The sequence below is a fragment of the Chryseomicrobium aureum genome (assembly GCF_043182735.1).
In the GTDB taxonomy this organism is placed as follows: domain Bacteria; phylum Bacillota; class Bacilli; order Bacillales_A; family Planococcaceae; genus Chryseomicrobium; species Chryseomicrobium aureum.
Window position 1 is genome coordinate 674,577 of the sequence record NZ_CP171117.1, and the last position, 16,683, is coordinate 691,259.

8 protein-coding genes, 3 rRNA genes and 3 riboswitches are annotated in these 16,683 nt (G+C 45.8%); of the genes, 10 read left to right on the forward strand and 1 reads right to left on the reverse strand.

Features of this window, described 5'->3' with window-relative positions:
• Positions 1–14 precede the first annotated feature (14 nt).
• A riboswitch (purine riboswitch) is annotated at positions 15–116 on the forward strand.
• Positions 117–258: 142 nt separating this feature from the next.
• From guaA to rrf, 5 genes are all read left to right on the forward strand, one after another.
• Positions 259–1,812 (forward strand): glutamine-hydrolyzing GMP synthase, encoded by a 1,554-nt coding sequence (guaA, locus tag ACF3OH_RS03730; RefSeq protein ID WP_392455865.1) that lies wholly within the window; start codon positions 259–261, stop codon positions 1,810–1,812.
• Between the two features lie 77 nt (positions 1,813–1,889).
• Positions 1,890–1,991, forward strand: a riboswitch (purine riboswitch).
• Positions 1,992–2,090: 99 nt separating this feature from the next.
• Positions 2,091–3,422: an NCS2 family permease gene (locus ACF3OH_RS03735; RefSeq protein ID WP_204590663.1), complete on the forward strand. Its 1,332-nt coding sequence runs from the start codon at positions 2,091–2,093 to the stop codon at positions 3,420–3,422.
• A 409-nt stretch (positions 3,423–3,831) separates the two neighbouring features.
• Positions 3,832–5,384, forward strand: a 16S ribosomal RNA gene (locus tag ACF3OH_RS03740).
• A gap of 187 nt (positions 5,385–5,571) precedes the next feature.
• Positions 5,572–8,497 (forward strand): 23S ribosomal RNA (locus ACF3OH_RS03745).
• A gap of 303 nt (positions 8,498–8,800) precedes the next feature.
• Positions 8,801–8,916, forward strand: a 5S ribosomal RNA gene (gene rrf / locus ACF3OH_RS03750).
• Together the 16S, 23S and 5S rRNA genes form the textbook arrangement of a ribosomal RNA operon.
• Positions 8,917–9,951: 1,035 nt before the next feature.
• Here the strand turns inward: rrf and ACF3OH_RS03755 are convergent.
• On the reverse strand, positions 9,952–11,583 hold the full coding sequence (locus tag ACF3OH_RS03755; protein WP_392455867.1) for a glutathione ABC transporter substrate-binding protein: 1,632 nt from the start codon (positions 11,581–11,583) through the stop codon (positions 9,952–9,954).
• Positions 11,584–12,004: 421 nt separating this feature from the next.
• Here ACF3OH_RS03755 and nikC point away from each other — a divergent pair, with 421 nt between their 5' ends.
• The 5 genes from nikC to ACF3OH_RS03780 all read left to right on the forward strand — a co-directional run bounded on the left by nikC (position 12,005) and on the right by ACF3OH_RS03780 (position 16,379).
• On the forward strand, positions 12,005–12,910 hold the full coding sequence (nikC, locus tag ACF3OH_RS03760) for a nickel transporter permease (RefSeq protein ID WP_204592008.1): 906 nt from the start codon (positions 12,005–12,007) through the stop codon (positions 12,908–12,910).
• 12 nt (positions 12,911–12,922) lie between these two features.
• Positions 12,923–13,870 (forward strand): ABC transporter permease, encoded by a 948-nt coding sequence (locus ACF3OH_RS03765; protein WP_204592006.1) that lies wholly within the window; start codon positions 12,923–12,925, stop codon positions 13,868–13,870.
• A 19-nt stretch (positions 13,871–13,889) separates the two neighbouring features.
• Positions 13,890–14,918 carry an ABC transporter ATP-binding protein gene (locus ACF3OH_RS03770; protein ID WP_392456686.1) on the forward strand — a complete coding sequence of 343 codons (1,029 nt, stop codon included), beginning with the start codon at positions 13,890–13,892 and terminating at the stop codon, positions 14,916–14,918.
• Positions 14,890–15,903: an ABC transporter ATP-binding protein gene (locus ACF3OH_RS03775; RefSeq protein WP_392455868.1), complete on the forward strand. Its 1,014-nt coding sequence runs from the start codon at positions 14,890–14,892 to the stop codon at positions 15,901–15,903. Before ACF3OH_RS03770 ends, ACF3OH_RS03775 begins: the two co-directional genes overlap by 29 nt.
• Before the next feature lie 287 nt (positions 15,904–16,190).
• Entirely contained in the window at positions 16,191–16,379 is a 189-nt protein-coding gene (locus ACF3OH_RS03780; protein ID WP_204591743.1) for an NETI motif-containing protein, read from the forward strand.
• A 68-nt stretch (positions 16,380–16,447) separates the two neighbouring features.
• A riboswitch (purine riboswitch) is annotated at positions 16,448–16,548 on the forward strand.
• Positions 16,549–16,683 lie beyond the last annotated feature (135 nt).

The following is a 16,683-nucleotide window of genomic DNA, read 5'->3' on the forward strand; positions in this document are numbered from 1 at the left end:
GTACACTAGGTACAATTCAATAACTACACAGGCCTCGTATATGTCCATTAATCTGGTATGGATGTCTCTACCAAGTCACCGGAAATGACTTGACTATGAGGACGGATTTCGTCATGCACATGCAGGGGCGTTATTCGTCCTTTTAGTTGTTCATTTTAGATGGACTTCAGTAGACCACACCAGACGCATAGATCAAGGCATCTATGCGTTTTTTTCATGACAGAACCTGTGATACTAATCAATGAGGTGGACAAACACATGACAGCTGCTCCTTTATTACAGGAACAAGAAAAAATCGTCGTACTCGACTTTGGTAGCCAGTACAATCAATTGATCACGCGTCGCATTCGTGAATTTGGCGTATACAGTGAATTACATCCCCATACAATTACAGCAGAAGACATCAAAAAGATGAACGCTGTCGGAATCATCTTCTCAGGTGGTCCGAACTCTGTGTATGACGTGAATGCATTCCACGTCGATCCAGCAATCTACGAACTTGATATTCCAATCCTAGGTATTTGCTATGGTATGCAATTGATGGCACATTATTTCGGTGGAACAGTGGAGCGCGCAATGCAACGTGAATACGGAAAAGCAGACATCGCTGTTCAAAACCCTACACATCTATTTGATTCTTTACCAGATTCACAAGTTGTATGGATGAGCCATGGTGACCATGTAACAGTTGCACCTCCAGGATTCGAAGTCATCGCAACAAGTCCTTCATGTGAAGTGGCAGCGATGGCGAACGTTGAAAAAAATCTTTATGCTGTCCAATTCCACCCAGAAGTTCGTCATTCGATTTATGGAAACCAGTTAATCGAGAACTTCGTGTTCAAAGTTTGTGGAGCAAAAGGGGACTGGTCGATGGAAAGTTTCATCGAGCTTGAAGTCGAGAAAATCCGTGAGCAAGTCGGCGATAAAAAAGTACTTTGCGCACTATCAGGTGGCGTTGACTCATCAGTAGTTGCGGTACTGATCCATAAAGCAATCGGCGATCAATTGACATGTATGTTCGTTGACCACAATCTTCTTCGTAAAAATGAAGCAGATGAGGTAATGAAAATTTTCGCTGACGGCTTCAATATGAACGTCATCAAAATCGATGCTCGTGAGCGCTTTATGTCAAAACTTGCAGGTGTTTCAGATCCTGAAAAGAAACGTAAAATCATCGGAAATGAATTTATTTATGTATTTGACGACGAAGCAGCGAAGCTTTCAGACATGGACTTCCTCGCACAAGGGACACTTTACACGGATATTATCGAAAGTGGTACGGCTACTGCTCAAACAATCAAATCACACCACAATGTTGGTGGCCTTCCTGAAAACATGAAGTTTGAATTGATCGAGCCATTAAACACACTCTTTAAAGATGAAGTACGTGCATTAGGAGCAGAGCTTGGTCTTCCTGAAAGTTTAGTTTGGCGTCAGCCTTTCCCAGGTCCGGGTCTTGCGATTCGTGTGCTTGGAGAAGTGACAGAAGAAAAACTAGAAATCGTTCGTGAATCCGATGCAATCCTTCGTGAGGAAATTGCAAAAGCTGGTCTTGACCGTGACATCTGGCAGTACTTCACAGTGCTACCTGATATCCGCAGTGTAGGCGTAATGGGTGATGCACGCACATATGATTACACAATCGGAATTCGTGCCGTAACGTCAATTGACGGTATGACATCTGACTGGGCACGTATCCCGTGGGATATTTTAGAGAAAATCTCTGTTCGTCTGGTCAATGAAGTAAACCACATCAACCGTGTTGTCTATGACATTACTTCTAAGCCACCAGCAACGATTGAGTGGGAATAACGAACTTTCGTGGAATAAATATAAATAATGTTCGGTTTTTCTGTTGACGGAGAAAAACTGAAATGTTATCCTAAGATTATAAAATTGAATCATGTCGTCGTATATATTTGGGAATAAGGCCCGAACGTCTCTACCGGATCACCGTAAATGATCTGACTACGATGAGCACAGCACTCCCACTTTTGTCGGTTTGTTTTGCTTATTGAGGGAGTATGCGAATTCGTATACTCCCTTTTTCTGTAGACAAGGCTATTCGCGACAGAAATCAGGAGGAAATTATGAAGAAGTATTTTCGTTTTGAAGAATTAGGCACCAACTACCGAAGAGAAATCATCGGTGGACTCACTACTTTCTTAGCAATGGCGTATATTTTAATCGTCAATCCAATCACGCTCTCTCTAGAAACAGTACCAGGTCTACCAGACTTTATGTATATGGATAAAGGGGCAGTCTTTACTGCAACTGCATTAGCAGCAGCAATCGGATCACTCGTCATGGGGATTCTTGCTAAATACCCGATTGCACTGGCACCAGGTATGGGACTTAATGCATTTTTCGCTTATACCGTTATCTTAACAATGGAAATCCCTTGGCAAGTTGCTTTAACAGGTGTTCTATTTTCTGGTATTATCTTTATTATCTTATCTTTAACTGGAATTCGTGAAGTCATTATCAACTCGATCCCAAGTGAATTAAAATATGCTGTGGGAGCAGGGATTGGACTTTTCATTACATTTATTGGCCTTCAAAACGCTCAAATTATTGTAAATAACGACGCTGTGTTATTAGGCCTTGGAGATTTCACAGACCCGAATGTCTTACTCACAATCTTTGGACTTGTGATCACAGTCATCATGATGGTAAAGGGAATCAAGGGCGGAATATTCTACGGATTGGCTATTACAGCAATCGTAGGAATGGTATTTTCATTAGTTCCTATGCCATCAGGAATTATCGGCGAAGTGCCAAGTGTCAGCTCAACATTCGGTGTTGCGTTTGAACCAATTTTTAATGATCCAGCTTCACTACTGACAGTTCAATTCTTAATCGTTGTTTTAACATTCTTATTCGTTGATTTCTTTGACACAGCAGGAACTCTAATCTCTGTCGCAAACCAAGCAGGTCTTATGAAAGACGAAAAGCTTCCACGTGCGAGTAAAGCTCTATTATCAGATGCGATTGCCACGACAGCAGGAGCAATCGTTGGAACATCGACAACTACTTCCTATGTAGAATCAAGTGCAGGTGTAGCAGCAGGGGCACGTTCAGGTTTTGCAGCCGTCGTAACAGGAGTATTATTTTTACTATCTTTATTCTTTTACCCATTACTGAGTGTCATTACGGCAAGTGTGACAGCTCCTGCTTTAATTATTGTAGGGGTATTGATGGTAAGTTCAATTGGTAAGATCGACTGGTCAAAATTCGAAGTCGCAGTACCAGCATTTTTCGTAATCTTGATGATGCCACTGACATACTCGATTGCTACAGGAATCGCAATCGGATTTATCTTCTATCCAATTACAATGTTAGTTGCAGGAAGAGCGAAAGAGATTCATCCGATTATGTATGGCCTATTTTTCATTTTCTTGGCTTACTTTATATTCTTATAAGAAGAAACTCCAATTCCTCATCATTTATTGATGAGGATTTTTTTGTTTGTATTACTTAAAAATACACTTGTATTTTTAAGAATAAAATGTTATTATATTTCTACTGAATTTTAGTTGACTGGCTATTGCAAAGGATGCTAAGATATAAAGGTCGCCAAGAGAGAATAAATAAATAGTTGACAACACATTGAATGTTTTGTTACTATATAAAAGTTGTCTCAACACGACATATGAACATTGAAAACTGAACATGCAAGACGTCAAGATAGAGCGTCACCGCCCCGACCCCCGTTGGGTGTGCGTGACGCAAACACGAACCAAGTCGCATCCTTTAACGGGATGTGATGGACGTTCAAAAATGGACATCATTATGATGCCAGCAACAAAATGAGCTTCTATTAAGTTCTCTTTTATGGAGAGTTTGATCCTGGCTCAGGACGAACGCTGGCGGCGTGCCTAATACATGCAAGTCGAGCGGATGAAGGAGGAGCTTGCTCCTCCAGATTCAGCGGCGGACGGGTGAGTAACACGTGGGCAACCTGCCCTGTAGATTGGGATAACTCCGGGAAACCGGGGCTAATACCGAATAATCCACCAGACCACATGGTCCGGTGTTGAAAGGCGGCCTCGGCTGTCACTACAGGATGGGCCCGCGGCGCATTAGCTAGTTGGTGGGGTAACGGCCCACCAAGGCGACGATGCGTAGCCGACCTGAGAGGGTGATCGGCCACACTGGGACTGAGACACGGCCCAGACTCCTACGGGAGGCAGCAGTAGGGAATCTTCCACAATGGACGAAAGTCTGATGGAGCAACGCCGCGTGAGTGAAGAAGGTTCTCGGATCGTAAAACTCTGTTGTGAGGGAAGAACAAGTACCGGAGTAACTGCCGGTACCTTGACGGTACCTCATTAGAAAGCCACGGCTAACTACGTGCCAGCAGCCGCGGTAATACGTAGGTGGCAAGCGTTGTCCGGAATCATTGGGCGTAAAGCGCGCGCAGGCGGTCCCTTAAGTCTGATGTGAAAGCCCACGGCTCAACCGTGGAGGGTCATTGGAAACTGGGGGACTTGAGTGCAGAAGAGGAAAGCGGAATTCCAAGTGTAGCGGTGAAATGCGTAGAGATTTGGAGGAACACCAGTGGCGAAGGCGGCTTTCTGGTCTGTAACTGACGCTGAGGCGCGAAAGCGTGGGGAGCAAACAGGATTAGATACCCTGGTAGTCCACGCCGTAAACGATGAGTGCTAAGTGTTAGGGGGTTTCCGCCCCTTAGTGCTGCAGCTAACGCATTAAGCACTCCGCCTGGGGAGTACGGTCGCAAGACTGAAACTCAAAGGAATTGACGGGGGCCCGCACAAGCGGTGGAGCATGTGGTTTAATTCGAAGCAACGCGAAGAACCTTACCAGGTCTTGACATCCCGCCGACCGCCTAGGAGACTAGGCCTTCCCTTCGGGGACGGCGGTGACAGGTGGTGCATGGTTGTCGTCAGCTCGTGTCGTGAGATGTTGGGTTAAGTCCCGCAACGAGCGCAACCCTTGATCTTAGTTGCCAGCATTCAGTTGGGCACTCTAAGGTGACTGCCGGTGACAAACCGGAGGAAGGTGGGGATGACGTCAAATCATCATGCCCCTTATGACCTGGGCTACACACGTGCTACAATGGATGGTACAAAGGGCTGCGAACCCGCGAGGGGGAGCCAATCCCATAAAACCATTCTCAGTTCGGATTGTAGGCTGCAACTCGCCTACATGAAGCTGGAATCGCTAGTAATCGTGGATCAGCATGCCACGGTGAATACGTTCCCGGGCCTTGTACACACCGCCCGTCACACCACGAGAGTTTGTAACACCCGAAGTCGGTGGGGTAACCTTTATGGGGCCAGCCGCCGAAGGTGGGACAGATGATTGGGGTGAAGTCGTAACAAGGTAGCCGTATCGGAAGGTGCGGCTGGATCACCTCCTTTCTAAGGATTATTTCGGAACAGACCGTTTGGTCTGACTTGACGTCTTGCAGTTCAGTTTTGAATGTTCATACATTCAACAACCTGTTCTTTGAAAACTGGATAGAACGACATTGATTGTAACAAAACACAACGTCAAGTGAATTGACGTGTGACCTTAAGTCTCTTCTTTATGGAGAGCACTAACTTAGGTTAAGTTAGGAAGGGCGCACGGTGGATGCCTTGGCACTAGGAGCCTATGAAGGACGGCACTAACACCGATATGCTTCGGGGAGCTGTAAGTGAGCTTTGATCCGGAGATTTCCGAATGGGGAAACCCAGCACGCGTAATGGCGTGTTACCTTCCAGTGAATACATAGCTGGTCGGAGGCAGACCCAGGGAACTGAAACATCTAAGTACCTGGAGGAAGAGAAAGAAAAATCGATTCCCTGAGTAGCGGCGAGCGAAACGGGAAGAGCCCAAACCAAGAGGCTTGCCTCTTGGGGTTGTAGGACACTCTATACGGAGTTACAAAGGCAAGGGGTAGACGAAGCGGTCTGGAAAGGCCCACGACACGAGGTAAGAGTCCTGTAGTCCAAACCCATTGCCCTCCAGAGTGGATCCTGAGTACGGCGGAACACGTGAAATTCCGTCGGAATCCGGGAGGACCATCTCCCAAGGCTAAATACTCCCTAGTGACCGATAGTGAACCAGTACCGTGAGGGAAAGGTGAAAAGCACCCCGGAAGGGGAGTGAAAGAGATCCTGAAACCGTGTGCCTACAAGTAGTTAGAGCCCGTTAATGGGTGATAGCGTGCCTTTTGTAGAATGAACCGGCGAGTTACGATTCCATGCAAGGTTAAGTCGAGGAGACGGAGCCGCAGCGAAAGCGAGTCTGAACAGGGCGAATGAGTATGGGGTCGTAGACCCGAAACCAGGTGATCTACCCATGTCCAGGATGAAGGTGAGGTAACACTCACTGGAGGTCCGAACCCACGCACGTTGAAAAGTGCGGGGATGAGGTGTGGGTAGCGGAGAAATTCCAATCGAACCTGGAGATAGCTGGTTCTCTCCGAAATAGCTTTAGGGCTAGCCTCAGATGAAGAATCTCGGAGGTAGAGCACTGTTTGGACTAGGGGCCCATCCCGGGTTACCGAATTCAGACAAACTCCGAATGCCGATGATTTGTATCTGGGAGTCAGACTGCGAGTGATAAGATCCGTAGTCAAGAGGGAAACAGCCCAGACCACCAGCTAAGGTCCCCAAGTAACCGTTAAGTGGAAAAGGATGTGGCGTTGCTTAGACAACCAGGATGTTGGCTTAGAAGCAGCCATCATTTAAAGAGTGCGTAATAGCTCACTGGTCGAGTGACGCTGCGCCGAAAATGTATCGGGGCTAAACGGTTCACCGAAGCTGTGGATGCATACCTAGGGTATGCGTGGTAGGAGAGCGTTCTAAGGGCGTCGAAGTCTGACCGGAAGGACAGGTGGAGCGCTTAGAAGTGAGAATGCCGGTATGAGTAGCGAAAGATGGGTGAGAATCCCATCCACCGTATGACCAAGGTTTCCTGAGGAAGGCTCGTCCGCTCAGGGTCAGTCGGGACCTAAGTCGAGGCCGATAGGCGTAGACGATGGACAACAGGTTGATATTCCTGTACCACCTCCCCGCCATTTGAGTGATGGGGGGACGCAGTAGGATAGGGAAGCGTGCCGTTGGATGTGCACGTTCAAGCAGTGAGGTGTGATGTGAGGCAAATCCCGCATCTATAACACCAGGCTGTGATGAGGAGGACGTAGTCCGAAGTTTCTGATTTCACGCTGCCAAGAAAAGCCTCTAGCGAGGCGGGAGGTGCCCGTACCGCAAACCGACACAGGTGGTCGAGGAGAGAATCCTAAGGTGAGCGAGTGAACTCTCGTTAAGGAACTCGGCAAAATGACCCCGTAACTTCGGGAGAAGGGGTGCTCTGACAGGGTGAAAGCCCGAGAGAGCCGCAGTGAATAGGCCCAGGCGACTGTTTAGCAAAAACACAGGTCTCTGCAAAACCGTAAGGTGACGTATAGGGGCTGACGCCTGCCCGGTGCTGGAAGGTTAAGAGGAGTGCTTAGCGCAAGCGAAGGTGCGAATTGAAGCCCCAGTAAACGGCGGCCGTAACTATAACGGTCCTAAGGTAGCGAAATTCCTTGTCGGGTAAGTTCCGACCCGCACGAAAGGCGTAACGATCTGGGCACTGTCTCAACGAGAGACTCGGTGAAATTATAGTACCTGTGAAGATGCAGGTTACCCGCGACAGGACGGAAAGACCCCGTGGAGCTTTACTGTAGCCTGATATTGAACTTTGGTGCAACTTGTACAGGATAGGTAGGAGCCTAAGAGCCCGGAGCGCCAGCTTCGGAGGAGGCGTCGGTGGGATACTACCCTGGTTGTATTGAAGTTCTAACCCATGCCCGTGACCCGGGCAGGAGACAGTGTCAGGCGGACAGTTTGACTGGGGCGGTCGCCTCCTAAAGTGTAACGGAGGCGCCCAAAGGTTCCCTCAGAATGGTTGGAAATCATTCGAAGAGTGTAAAGGCAGAAGGGAGCTTGACTGCGAGACCTACAAGTCGAGCAGGGTCGAAAGACGGGCTTAGTGATCCGGTGGTTCCGCATGGAAGGGCCATCGCTCAACGGATAAAAGCTACCCCGGGGATAACAGGCTTATCTCCCCCAAGAGTCCACATCGACGGGGAGGTTTGGCACCTCGATGTCGGCTCATCGCATCCTGGGGCTGTAGTCGGTCCCAAGGGTTGGGCTGTTCGCCCATTAAAGCGGTACGCGAGCTGGGTTCAGAACGTCGTGAGACAGTTCGGTCCCTATCCGTCGTGGGCGTAGGAAATTTGAGAGGAGCTGTCCTTAGTACGAGAGGACCGGGATGGACACACCGCTGGTGTACCAGTTGTCTTGCCAAAGGCATCGCTGGGTAGCTATGTGTGGACGGGATAAGTGCTGAAAGCATCTAAGCATGAAGCCCCCCTCAAGATGAGATTTCCCATTACGCAAGTAAGTAAGATCCCTCAAAGACGATGAGGTAGATAGGTTCGGGGTGGAAGCGTGGCGACACGTGGAGCTGACGAATACTAATCGATCGAGGACTTAACCAAAAAACGAGATGTGAAGTGACCTGCGCAAGAAACTCCGAGTAGATCGGACGTGCACGAGAAGACGGTCTTCGTCTTATCGGGTGCGGCCGGTCTGGGAGCGTGTTTCTAGGTCACGGAACTCGACAACATTTAGATGTGGCGGCGACTGTCCAGAAATGCCGAGATAAGATGGCAGACACAGCGAGGTTCTACCTCGATGGGGCTGACAGCTTGTGGAGTGTATTTCTAGGAGCCAGAACTCGATTCCATATCTGAACACAATCAATTGTCATTCTATCCAGTTTTGAGCGAACAGGCTCAAGGTCTAGTGATGATGGCGAAGAGGTCACACCCGTTCCCATACCGAACACGGAAGTTAAGCTCTTCAGCGCCGATGGTAGTTGGGGGTCTCCCCCTGTGAGAGTAGGACGTCGCTGGGCAACAGAGAAGAAGGTCATCCCGTCAAGGGGTGGCCTTTTTTGTGTGCAAAAAAGTAGACATAATCTTTTCCCGCGCCGACCCTCTCCAGTACGACCCATCCGTCCAAGACAAGACCTTCTTGCAGGAATGACTGCATCCAACTAACTCTCCATCTAAAATAGTTTCCATGAAACGACTTCGGGTGTAGAAATCGATTTACTTGCTGCAGAAAAAGGGTCACTTGTTGCAGAAATCAAGTTACTTGCCTTAGAAAACACATTATTTGCTCCAGAACGCCCGCTCAGTCACAAAACCCTTGCTAGTAAGACCTGAAATGTCAAAGACCTCTTTCTAGCAAATGCTTGATTACAAAATGCGTTTCTAGGAAGACCTTAGATCTCCAAGTGCATTTCTGATAAGATCTGGTCTGTCAGTGATCGAATGCCCGCTGTCCTACACAGTGCTTCTTGTGAAAATGACTAGAGCCTCGCGTTAGCGCAGCGAGTCTCGACTCTGAAGTGGTGCGCACTAATTCTAGTAAAAGACAGACTAGAGGCGGAGCCGACTCGAAGAAGATGCAGGGCACACCTTTCCTGCAAGAAAGCACTTGAACCAGCCAGGTCCAACTGGAGATGATTGTGGGAGGTTAAACTAAGAAGAACCGCGCAGGGGCCGCTCGAATTGAGCGGCCCCTGTCCTCTTCCTTTTTAATTTGATCTTTAGAACAAGCATCGTAAGATGGATCTGGCTCTTTAAAGAACCCTCCGCCATACCGATGCCATCTTATTTTGACCTTTAGAACAAGCATCGTAAAATGGATCTGGTTCTTTCAAGAACCCTCCCCCGTACCGATGCCATCTTCCTTTGATCTTGAAAAGCAAGCATCATAAGATGGATCTGGCTCTCTCAAAAACCATCCACCATACCGATGCCATCTTCCTTTGATCTTTAGAGCAAGCATCGTAAGGTGGATCTGGGCTTTTTCAAAAATATTCAGTGTCACACAAAAAAACCTCTTCCCACCAAAGTGGAAAGAGGTTCTTCAAGTAATTAGATTACTCGTTGATTGTAACGTTACGTAATTGGTAGATACCATCAGTACCGATATCGAAACCTTGTACGTTATCAGAAACACCAGTCAAATACTCAGTGTGAAGTAAGAATGCCATTGGAGCGTCATCAGTTAAGAGCTGAGCCACTTCAGCATAGATCGCTTCACGAGCTGCTGGATCTGGTTCTTGGCGACCTTGGTCAAGTAACGCATCTACTTCAGCGTTCTCGTAGAATGAACGGTTACCTGGGTTACCTTTTTGTGAAGAGTGGAACAATGCATACATACCGTAGTCAGCGTCACCAGTTGGGTTAGACCAACCTAGGATGAACATATCGTGTTGACCAGCAGCAGTTTGCTCTAGGTACGTACCGAATTCCATAACTTCAATTTCAGCTGTGATATTCAATTCAGCTAGAGCTTCTTGAACAAGTACAGCGATTGCTTGACGTTGTGGGTTATCGTTCGTCCAGATTGTTGTAGAGAAGCCATCAGCCATGCCTGCTTCTTCTAGAAGAGCACGTGCTTCATCCATGTTGTACTCAACAGCATCGATGTCTTCAGTGTAACCAAAGATTCCAGGAGCTAGAGGCCCGATAGCTGGAATTCCGTAGTTATCATAGATACCGCTGATGATTGCTTCGCGGTCGATTGCTTTAGAGATTGCTTGACGAACTAATGGATCATTGAATGGTTCTTTTTCTGTATTGAATCCAAGGTAAGCTAAGCTTGAAGAAGCTTTTTGATTTACAGTTGCAACGCCAGAGTTGTTGATACGCTCAACTTCGTTTGGTTGAACTGGATCGATAATGTGTACGTTTCCAGTTTCAAGGTCAGCTGCACGTACTTGAGAATCTGGAACAACGCGGAATGTTACAGAATCTACTTTCGCGCCATCTTCACCCCAATAGTTTTCATTCTTCACAAGTTTGATTTCTGAGCCAGGAGTCCAAGAATCAAATTGGAAGAATCCAGTTCCAACTGGGTTTTCTGAAATAACAGAACCTGGGTCAGAACCACCATTTAATGCTTCGTAATCTGCTTCGATAGAAGCTGGAGATACCATACCACCACCGTTGTGTGAAAGGTGAGCTAATAATGGTGCGAATGGATACTCAGTAGTGATGTTTACTTCGTAGTCACTCACAACTTCAACATTTGTAATCATTTCGAATAAGAAAAGACGTGGAGAAGCTACAGCTGGATCAAGGATACGATCCAAGTTTGCTTTTACAACTTCAGCGTTGAACTCTTCACCATCGTGGAAAGTAACGCCTTCACGTAATTTGAATGACCAAGTAGTTTCATCTACTTGCTCCCAAGACTCAGCAAGACCTGGTACGATTTCGTTGTTCTCATCACGGTTAACTAGTGTTTCATAGATGTTTGCCTGAACGACTGAAGATGGAACATCATTTGAACCAGCAGGATCAAGTGAAGAAGCATCTGATAATACAGCAAGGATTAAGTCGCCGCCTTCTGCTCCAGCATTTTCAGTACCTTCTGTGCCTTCTGTTTCTTCTGCTGGATCTTCAGTAGTGTTTTCGTTATTACTACCACCTGCGCAAGCTGCAAGAACTAGTGCAAGCATAAGCGTCAGCAGAAGGAACAAAAGTGACTTTTTGTTAATAGCCATACGTGAATTGCCCCCTATACATTAAATGTTTTGAATATTAAAGTGAACATAATATTCAAAAAATAATATACCATACTCTGAATTGTGGTACAAGGTAGTTTATTCCAATTTGACAATCAAAAGGGTAGATTTATAGCTCTAGTTAAATGAAAAAAATAATGTTTTTATGATTTCCTTGCCAATATCATACATATATATTGCGATTAAATTATATTAAAATAGTTAGAAAAACGAATGTATGCGCTTTCTTTTTAGAATAAGCTTTCCCTAATATAATAAATTTTTGTTCTGTATATTCTGATAATAGAGATTTGTACATTTTTTTCAATAAATCTAAACTAGTCATATAAGCGTGAATCTTGTAAAATAAGCTAGTCTACGTTTTTGACAGAATTGTTAAATAAGAAAGGGTGTAAACTTCATGAGTGAGGAAACAGTGAATCATCCTGTGACAGCCAAAAAAGTGAATCCGCAACTTGAGAGCTTCAAGCAATTTTGGCGTCGACTTGCCAAAAACAGAGCTGCTCTAATTGGGGGCATTATGATTCTATTTTTTATTGTCATGGCATTTGTCGGTCCGTGGATCATTTCAACCTTCACGGATATGCAACCTAACAAAACAAGTGTTGCCAACAAACTTCAAGGCCCATCTGCTGAACACTGGTTTGGCACGGATAGTTATGGACGAGATATTTTCACACGAATCGTATTTGGTATGAAACTTACATTATATGTAGGATTCTTATCAGTATTTGTTGGGGGAGTAATTGGAGTCGTTTTAGGAATTGTTTCAGGGTATTACGGAGGGAAAGTTGATACGATCATCATGCGTTTGATGGATGTCCTTCTTGCATTCCCTGGTATCCTACTAGCTTTAGCAATCGTAGCTGTACTAGGTGGAAGTTTAACAAATGTAATTATCGCAGTAGGTATTTTCTCAGTTCCAGCCTTTGCGCGTATCGTTCGTGGATCTACTTTGTCTGTGAAAAAATTAGAATACATTGATGCTGTGCGAGCATTAGGGGCATCCGATTTGCGGATTATCTTTAAGCATATTTTGCCGAACGTTATGTCGCCAATTATTGTTCAAGCATCCCTGCGTATTGCAACTGCAATTTTAACAGGTGCAGGACTTGCCTTCTTAGGACTTGGTGCACAGCCTCCAGCTCCAGAGTGGGGAGCTATGCTAAACGAAGGTCGCCAATACATGTATGAAGCGGGCCACGTGGCATTATTCCCAGGACTTATGATTGTACTTGTAGTACTAGCGTTCAATATCTTTGGTGATGGAGTTCGTGACGCATTAGATCCAAAAATGAAAAAATAGGGGTGACTAACGTTGACTAAGTATATTATCCGAAGACTTCTTCAGACCATTCCAGTACTGCTCGGGGTAACGATATTAGTATTCTCGTTAATGCACCTCGTACCTGGTGATCCAGCAAAAATCATTGCTGGTGAGGGAGCGTCTGAACAAACTGTTGATAACATCCGTGAACGTCTTGGCTTAAATGATCCAATTCCTGTTCAATACGGAACATTTTTAGGAAATGCATTACAAGGAGACCTTGGTTCATCTATTCGTTCAGGACGACCTGTTATGGATGAAATCTCCGCGCGGTTCTGGGTGACCTTCGAGCTCGCCTTTTATTCGACCATACTCGCAGTATTCTTGGGGCTAATTGCGGGAATCATTTCTGCAGTTCGCCATTACACGCTAACCGATGTTACGGTTATGATTATTGCGTTATTCGGTCTTTCAATGCCAAACTTCTGGTTCGGGTTACTTCTGATTCAGTGGTTCGCTATCGGAAACTGGATGCCGGAGTCTTTAGAGTTCTTGAAAATGCGGCCATCTGGTTGGGGAGACGACTGGAGACAGATTGTCTTACCAGTAGTGACTCTTGGAACCGGTGGAGCTGCCATCATTGCCCGAATGACACGTTCGTCTATGCTTGAGGTAATTGGTCAAGACTATATCCGTACAGCCCGTGCGAAAGGTTTAACAGAACGTATCGTAGTTTACCGTCATGCATTAAAGAATGCGCTTATCCCGGTAGTAACCGTTGTCGGACTTGAATTTGGTGGTTTCCTAGGTGGAGCTGTACTGACGGAGACAATTTTTGCGATTAACGGAATGGGACGTTTGACGATTGATGCGATTCGTACACGTGACTTCCCGATCGTTCAAGGAACTGTACTTGTCATTTCAGTCTTGTTCGTACTTGTAAACTTACTTGTTGATATTTCATATCGCTACTTAAATAAACGTATTGATCTAAACTAGGAAGGAGTGTCTCAACTTGATTTCAAAAGATAATGTTCTTGAAGTGAGAAACCTGCAGACGTCCTTCTCTACGGATAAAGGTGAAGTACGCGCAGTAGATGGCGTAAGCTTTGATGTTCCTAAAGGAAAGACAATTGGAATCGTTGGAGAGTCAGGTTCAGGGAAGAGTATCACGTCTCTATCGATTCTACGACTGCTTGCTGAGAACGGTAAAATTAAAGGTGGAGAAATCCGCTACAAAGGTGAAGATTTAACAAAGGTAACGGAGAAGCGCATGCGTGAATTGCGTGGGAATGATATCTCCATGATCTTCCAAGAGCCAATGACATCGTTAAACCCTGTCTACACAGTGGGGCAGCAAATTAGTGAGAGTTTAATAGCGCACAAAGGGATGAACAAAAAGCAAGCGATGGTTCGCTCAGTCGAACTTTTAAAACTTGTTGGAATCCCGTCGCCTGAAAAACGCGTGAAAGCCTATCCATTTGAGCTTTCGGGTGGTATGCGTCAGCGTGTCATGATTGCCATGTCACTAGCGTGTGATCCAGAAATTTTGATTGCTGATGAGCCAACTACCGCACTTGACGTAACAATTCAAGCACAAATCCTAGAGTTGATTAAAGACTTGCAAGACCGCCTGGGTATGTCTGTTATTTTCATTACACACGACCTTGGTGTTGTGGCAGAGACATGTGATTACGTTGCAGTTATGTATGCTGGACAAGTAGTAGAGTATTCGGATATTCGAACACTGTTTAAGCAACCGAAACATCCGTATTCCATCGGTCTTTTAAACTCGCTACCGCGTCATGATATTGACCAGGAGAAGTTAGTTCCTATTAAAGGAAATGTACCAAGTCCACATGAAATGCCAACAGGATGTCGTTTTGCACCACGTTGCCCAGCTGCTACTGATCTTTGTCGTGCGAAGTTGCCGGAGCTTATGGAAGACGAAGCAGGAAATCAAATCCGTTGTTGGATCTATTCGGACGAATGGCCAGGCGAGAAGGAGGTAACTGTTTATGGCGAAAAAAGAATTGCTAAAGGTTGAAGGCCTCAAACAATACTTCCCGATTAAAGGTGGATTTTTAGGGCGTACAGTCAACCACGTAAAAGCTGTTGATGATATCAGTTTCACAATCTATGAAGGTGAAACAGTCAGTATCGTAGGGGAATCGGGTTGTGGGAAATCCACAACAGGTCGTTCTATTCTTCGACTTGAAGAGCCAACGGAAGGGAAAGTTGAATTCCAAGGCGTCAACCTTGCTGATATTAGTAAACGTCAGATGCGTGATTACCGCAAAGATTTGCAGATCATTTTCCAAGATCCGTATGCGTCGATCAATCCTCGTCAAACGGTCGCATCTGTTTTAAATGAAGCGATGGAAATTCAAAAGGTCTTACCTGCAAACAAGCGTCGTGCACGAATCGAAGAACTTCTTGAAACAGTTGGGCTTCTTCCTTATCAAGCCGATCGTTTCCCGCACGAGTTCTCAGGTGGTCAGCGTCAGCGTATCGGGATTGCCCGTGCGTTGTCAGTGGATCCGAAACTGATTATCTGTGATGAAGCAGTATCGGCACTTGATGTATCGATTCAAGCGCAGGTTCTGAATTTGCTTGAAGATTTGCAAGAAGAGTTCAACTTGACGTATCTCTTCATTTCCCATGACCTAGGTGTCGTTCGTCACATCTCGGACCGGATTATTGTTATGTATCTTGGGAAGATTGTAGAGATTGCTGACAAGATAAGCCTGTTTGAAAATCCTCAACATCCGTATACGAAAGCCTTATTGTCTGCGATTCCGGTTCCGGACCCAGACAAGAAGAAAGAGCGTATCGTGTTGAAAGGTGATGTGCCGTCACCGATCGACCCACCAGAAGGATGCCGTTTCCATACGCGTTGTCCGTTTGCAACAGACAAATGTCGCACGGAAGAGCCAAAGCTGCGTACTTCTGATTTGATGAAGGACAAGCACGAAGCTGCGTGTCACTACATGGAAGAAATCACTGCAGGCACAATGCAACCGAATTACTAAGTGTCTGAACCCCACCAATGCTGGTGGGGTTTTTTGTTTGAGATGGGGAGAAGGTCGAGCCGCTTGGGTGAGCGAACGTTCTTCTACTGAAATCGGATTTTATTCTACCGAAATCGGATTTTATTCTACCCAAATCGAAATTTATTCTACCCAAATCGAAATTTATTCTACCGAAGTCATGTTATGGAAACTAATTGCAGAGAGTATAAGTAGCTCTAGAGCACAAGGTGATTCTGCACCCACACATACCACCCAATTTTGGTATACTCGACAAGTGAGGTGGTTGAATGAAAAAACAGTGGGTCGCAATTGACGAAAATGAAACCGTAGCAAGCGCGTATGATCGCTTGCAGCAGCAAGGCTATCAAATCATTGGGAGACGTGAAGTGCCCATATTCGAAGAAAAAGACGGACAACCCGTACCCATACGACAGCAAATTGAATTTTGTGTCACCCCTCTAAAAGACGAACGATGAATTGTCAGAAAAATTTAATGTTCGGTTATTGGGTTGACGTTGCCTTGATAGCCTGCTAAACTAGCGATAGATTGATGAATAGATTTCCCCATATATGCTTAAGGATTGGCTTAAGTGTTTCTACCATGTCACCGTAAATGACAGGACTATGCGGGAAAGCGGCTTTTGATGTTTCGGCAGGAAAGGTGTGTTTACGAATGGGTAAATGCGTGGCTCCTCATGAATTCCTCAAATAGTCTGCTTTCGTGCGTATGTCCGAAGCAGATTATTTGGGGGATTTTTGTTTTATAAACGGATAAAGGCG

What these genes read in the sequence shown, in the direction of transcription:
- ACF3OH_RS03780 (WP_204591743.1), top strand. Translation starts at nt 16,191, where the DNA reads ATGAAAAAACAGTGGGTCGCAATTGACGAAAATGAAACCGTAGCAAGC.
- ACF3OH_RS03755 (WP_392455867.1), bottom strand. Translation starts at nt 11,583, where the DNA reads ATGGCTATTAACAAAAAGTCACTTTTGTTCCTTCTGCTGACGCTTATG.
- ACF3OH_RS03735 (WP_204590663.1), top strand. Translation starts at nt 2,091, where the DNA reads ATGAAGAAGTATTTTCGTTTTGAAGAATTAGGCACCAACTACCGAAGA.
- guaA (WP_392455865.1), top strand. Translation starts at nt 259, where the DNA reads ATGACAGCTGCTCCTTTATTACAGGAACAAGAAAAAATCGTCGTACTC.
- nikC (WP_204592008.1), top strand. Translation starts at nt 12,005, where the DNA reads ATGAGTGAGGAAACAGTGAATCATCCTGTGACAGCCAAAAAAGTGAAT.
- ACF3OH_RS03775 (WP_392455868.1), top strand. Translation starts at nt 14,890, where the DNA reads ATGGCGAAAAAAGAATTGCTAAAGGTTGAAGGCCTCAAACAATACTTC.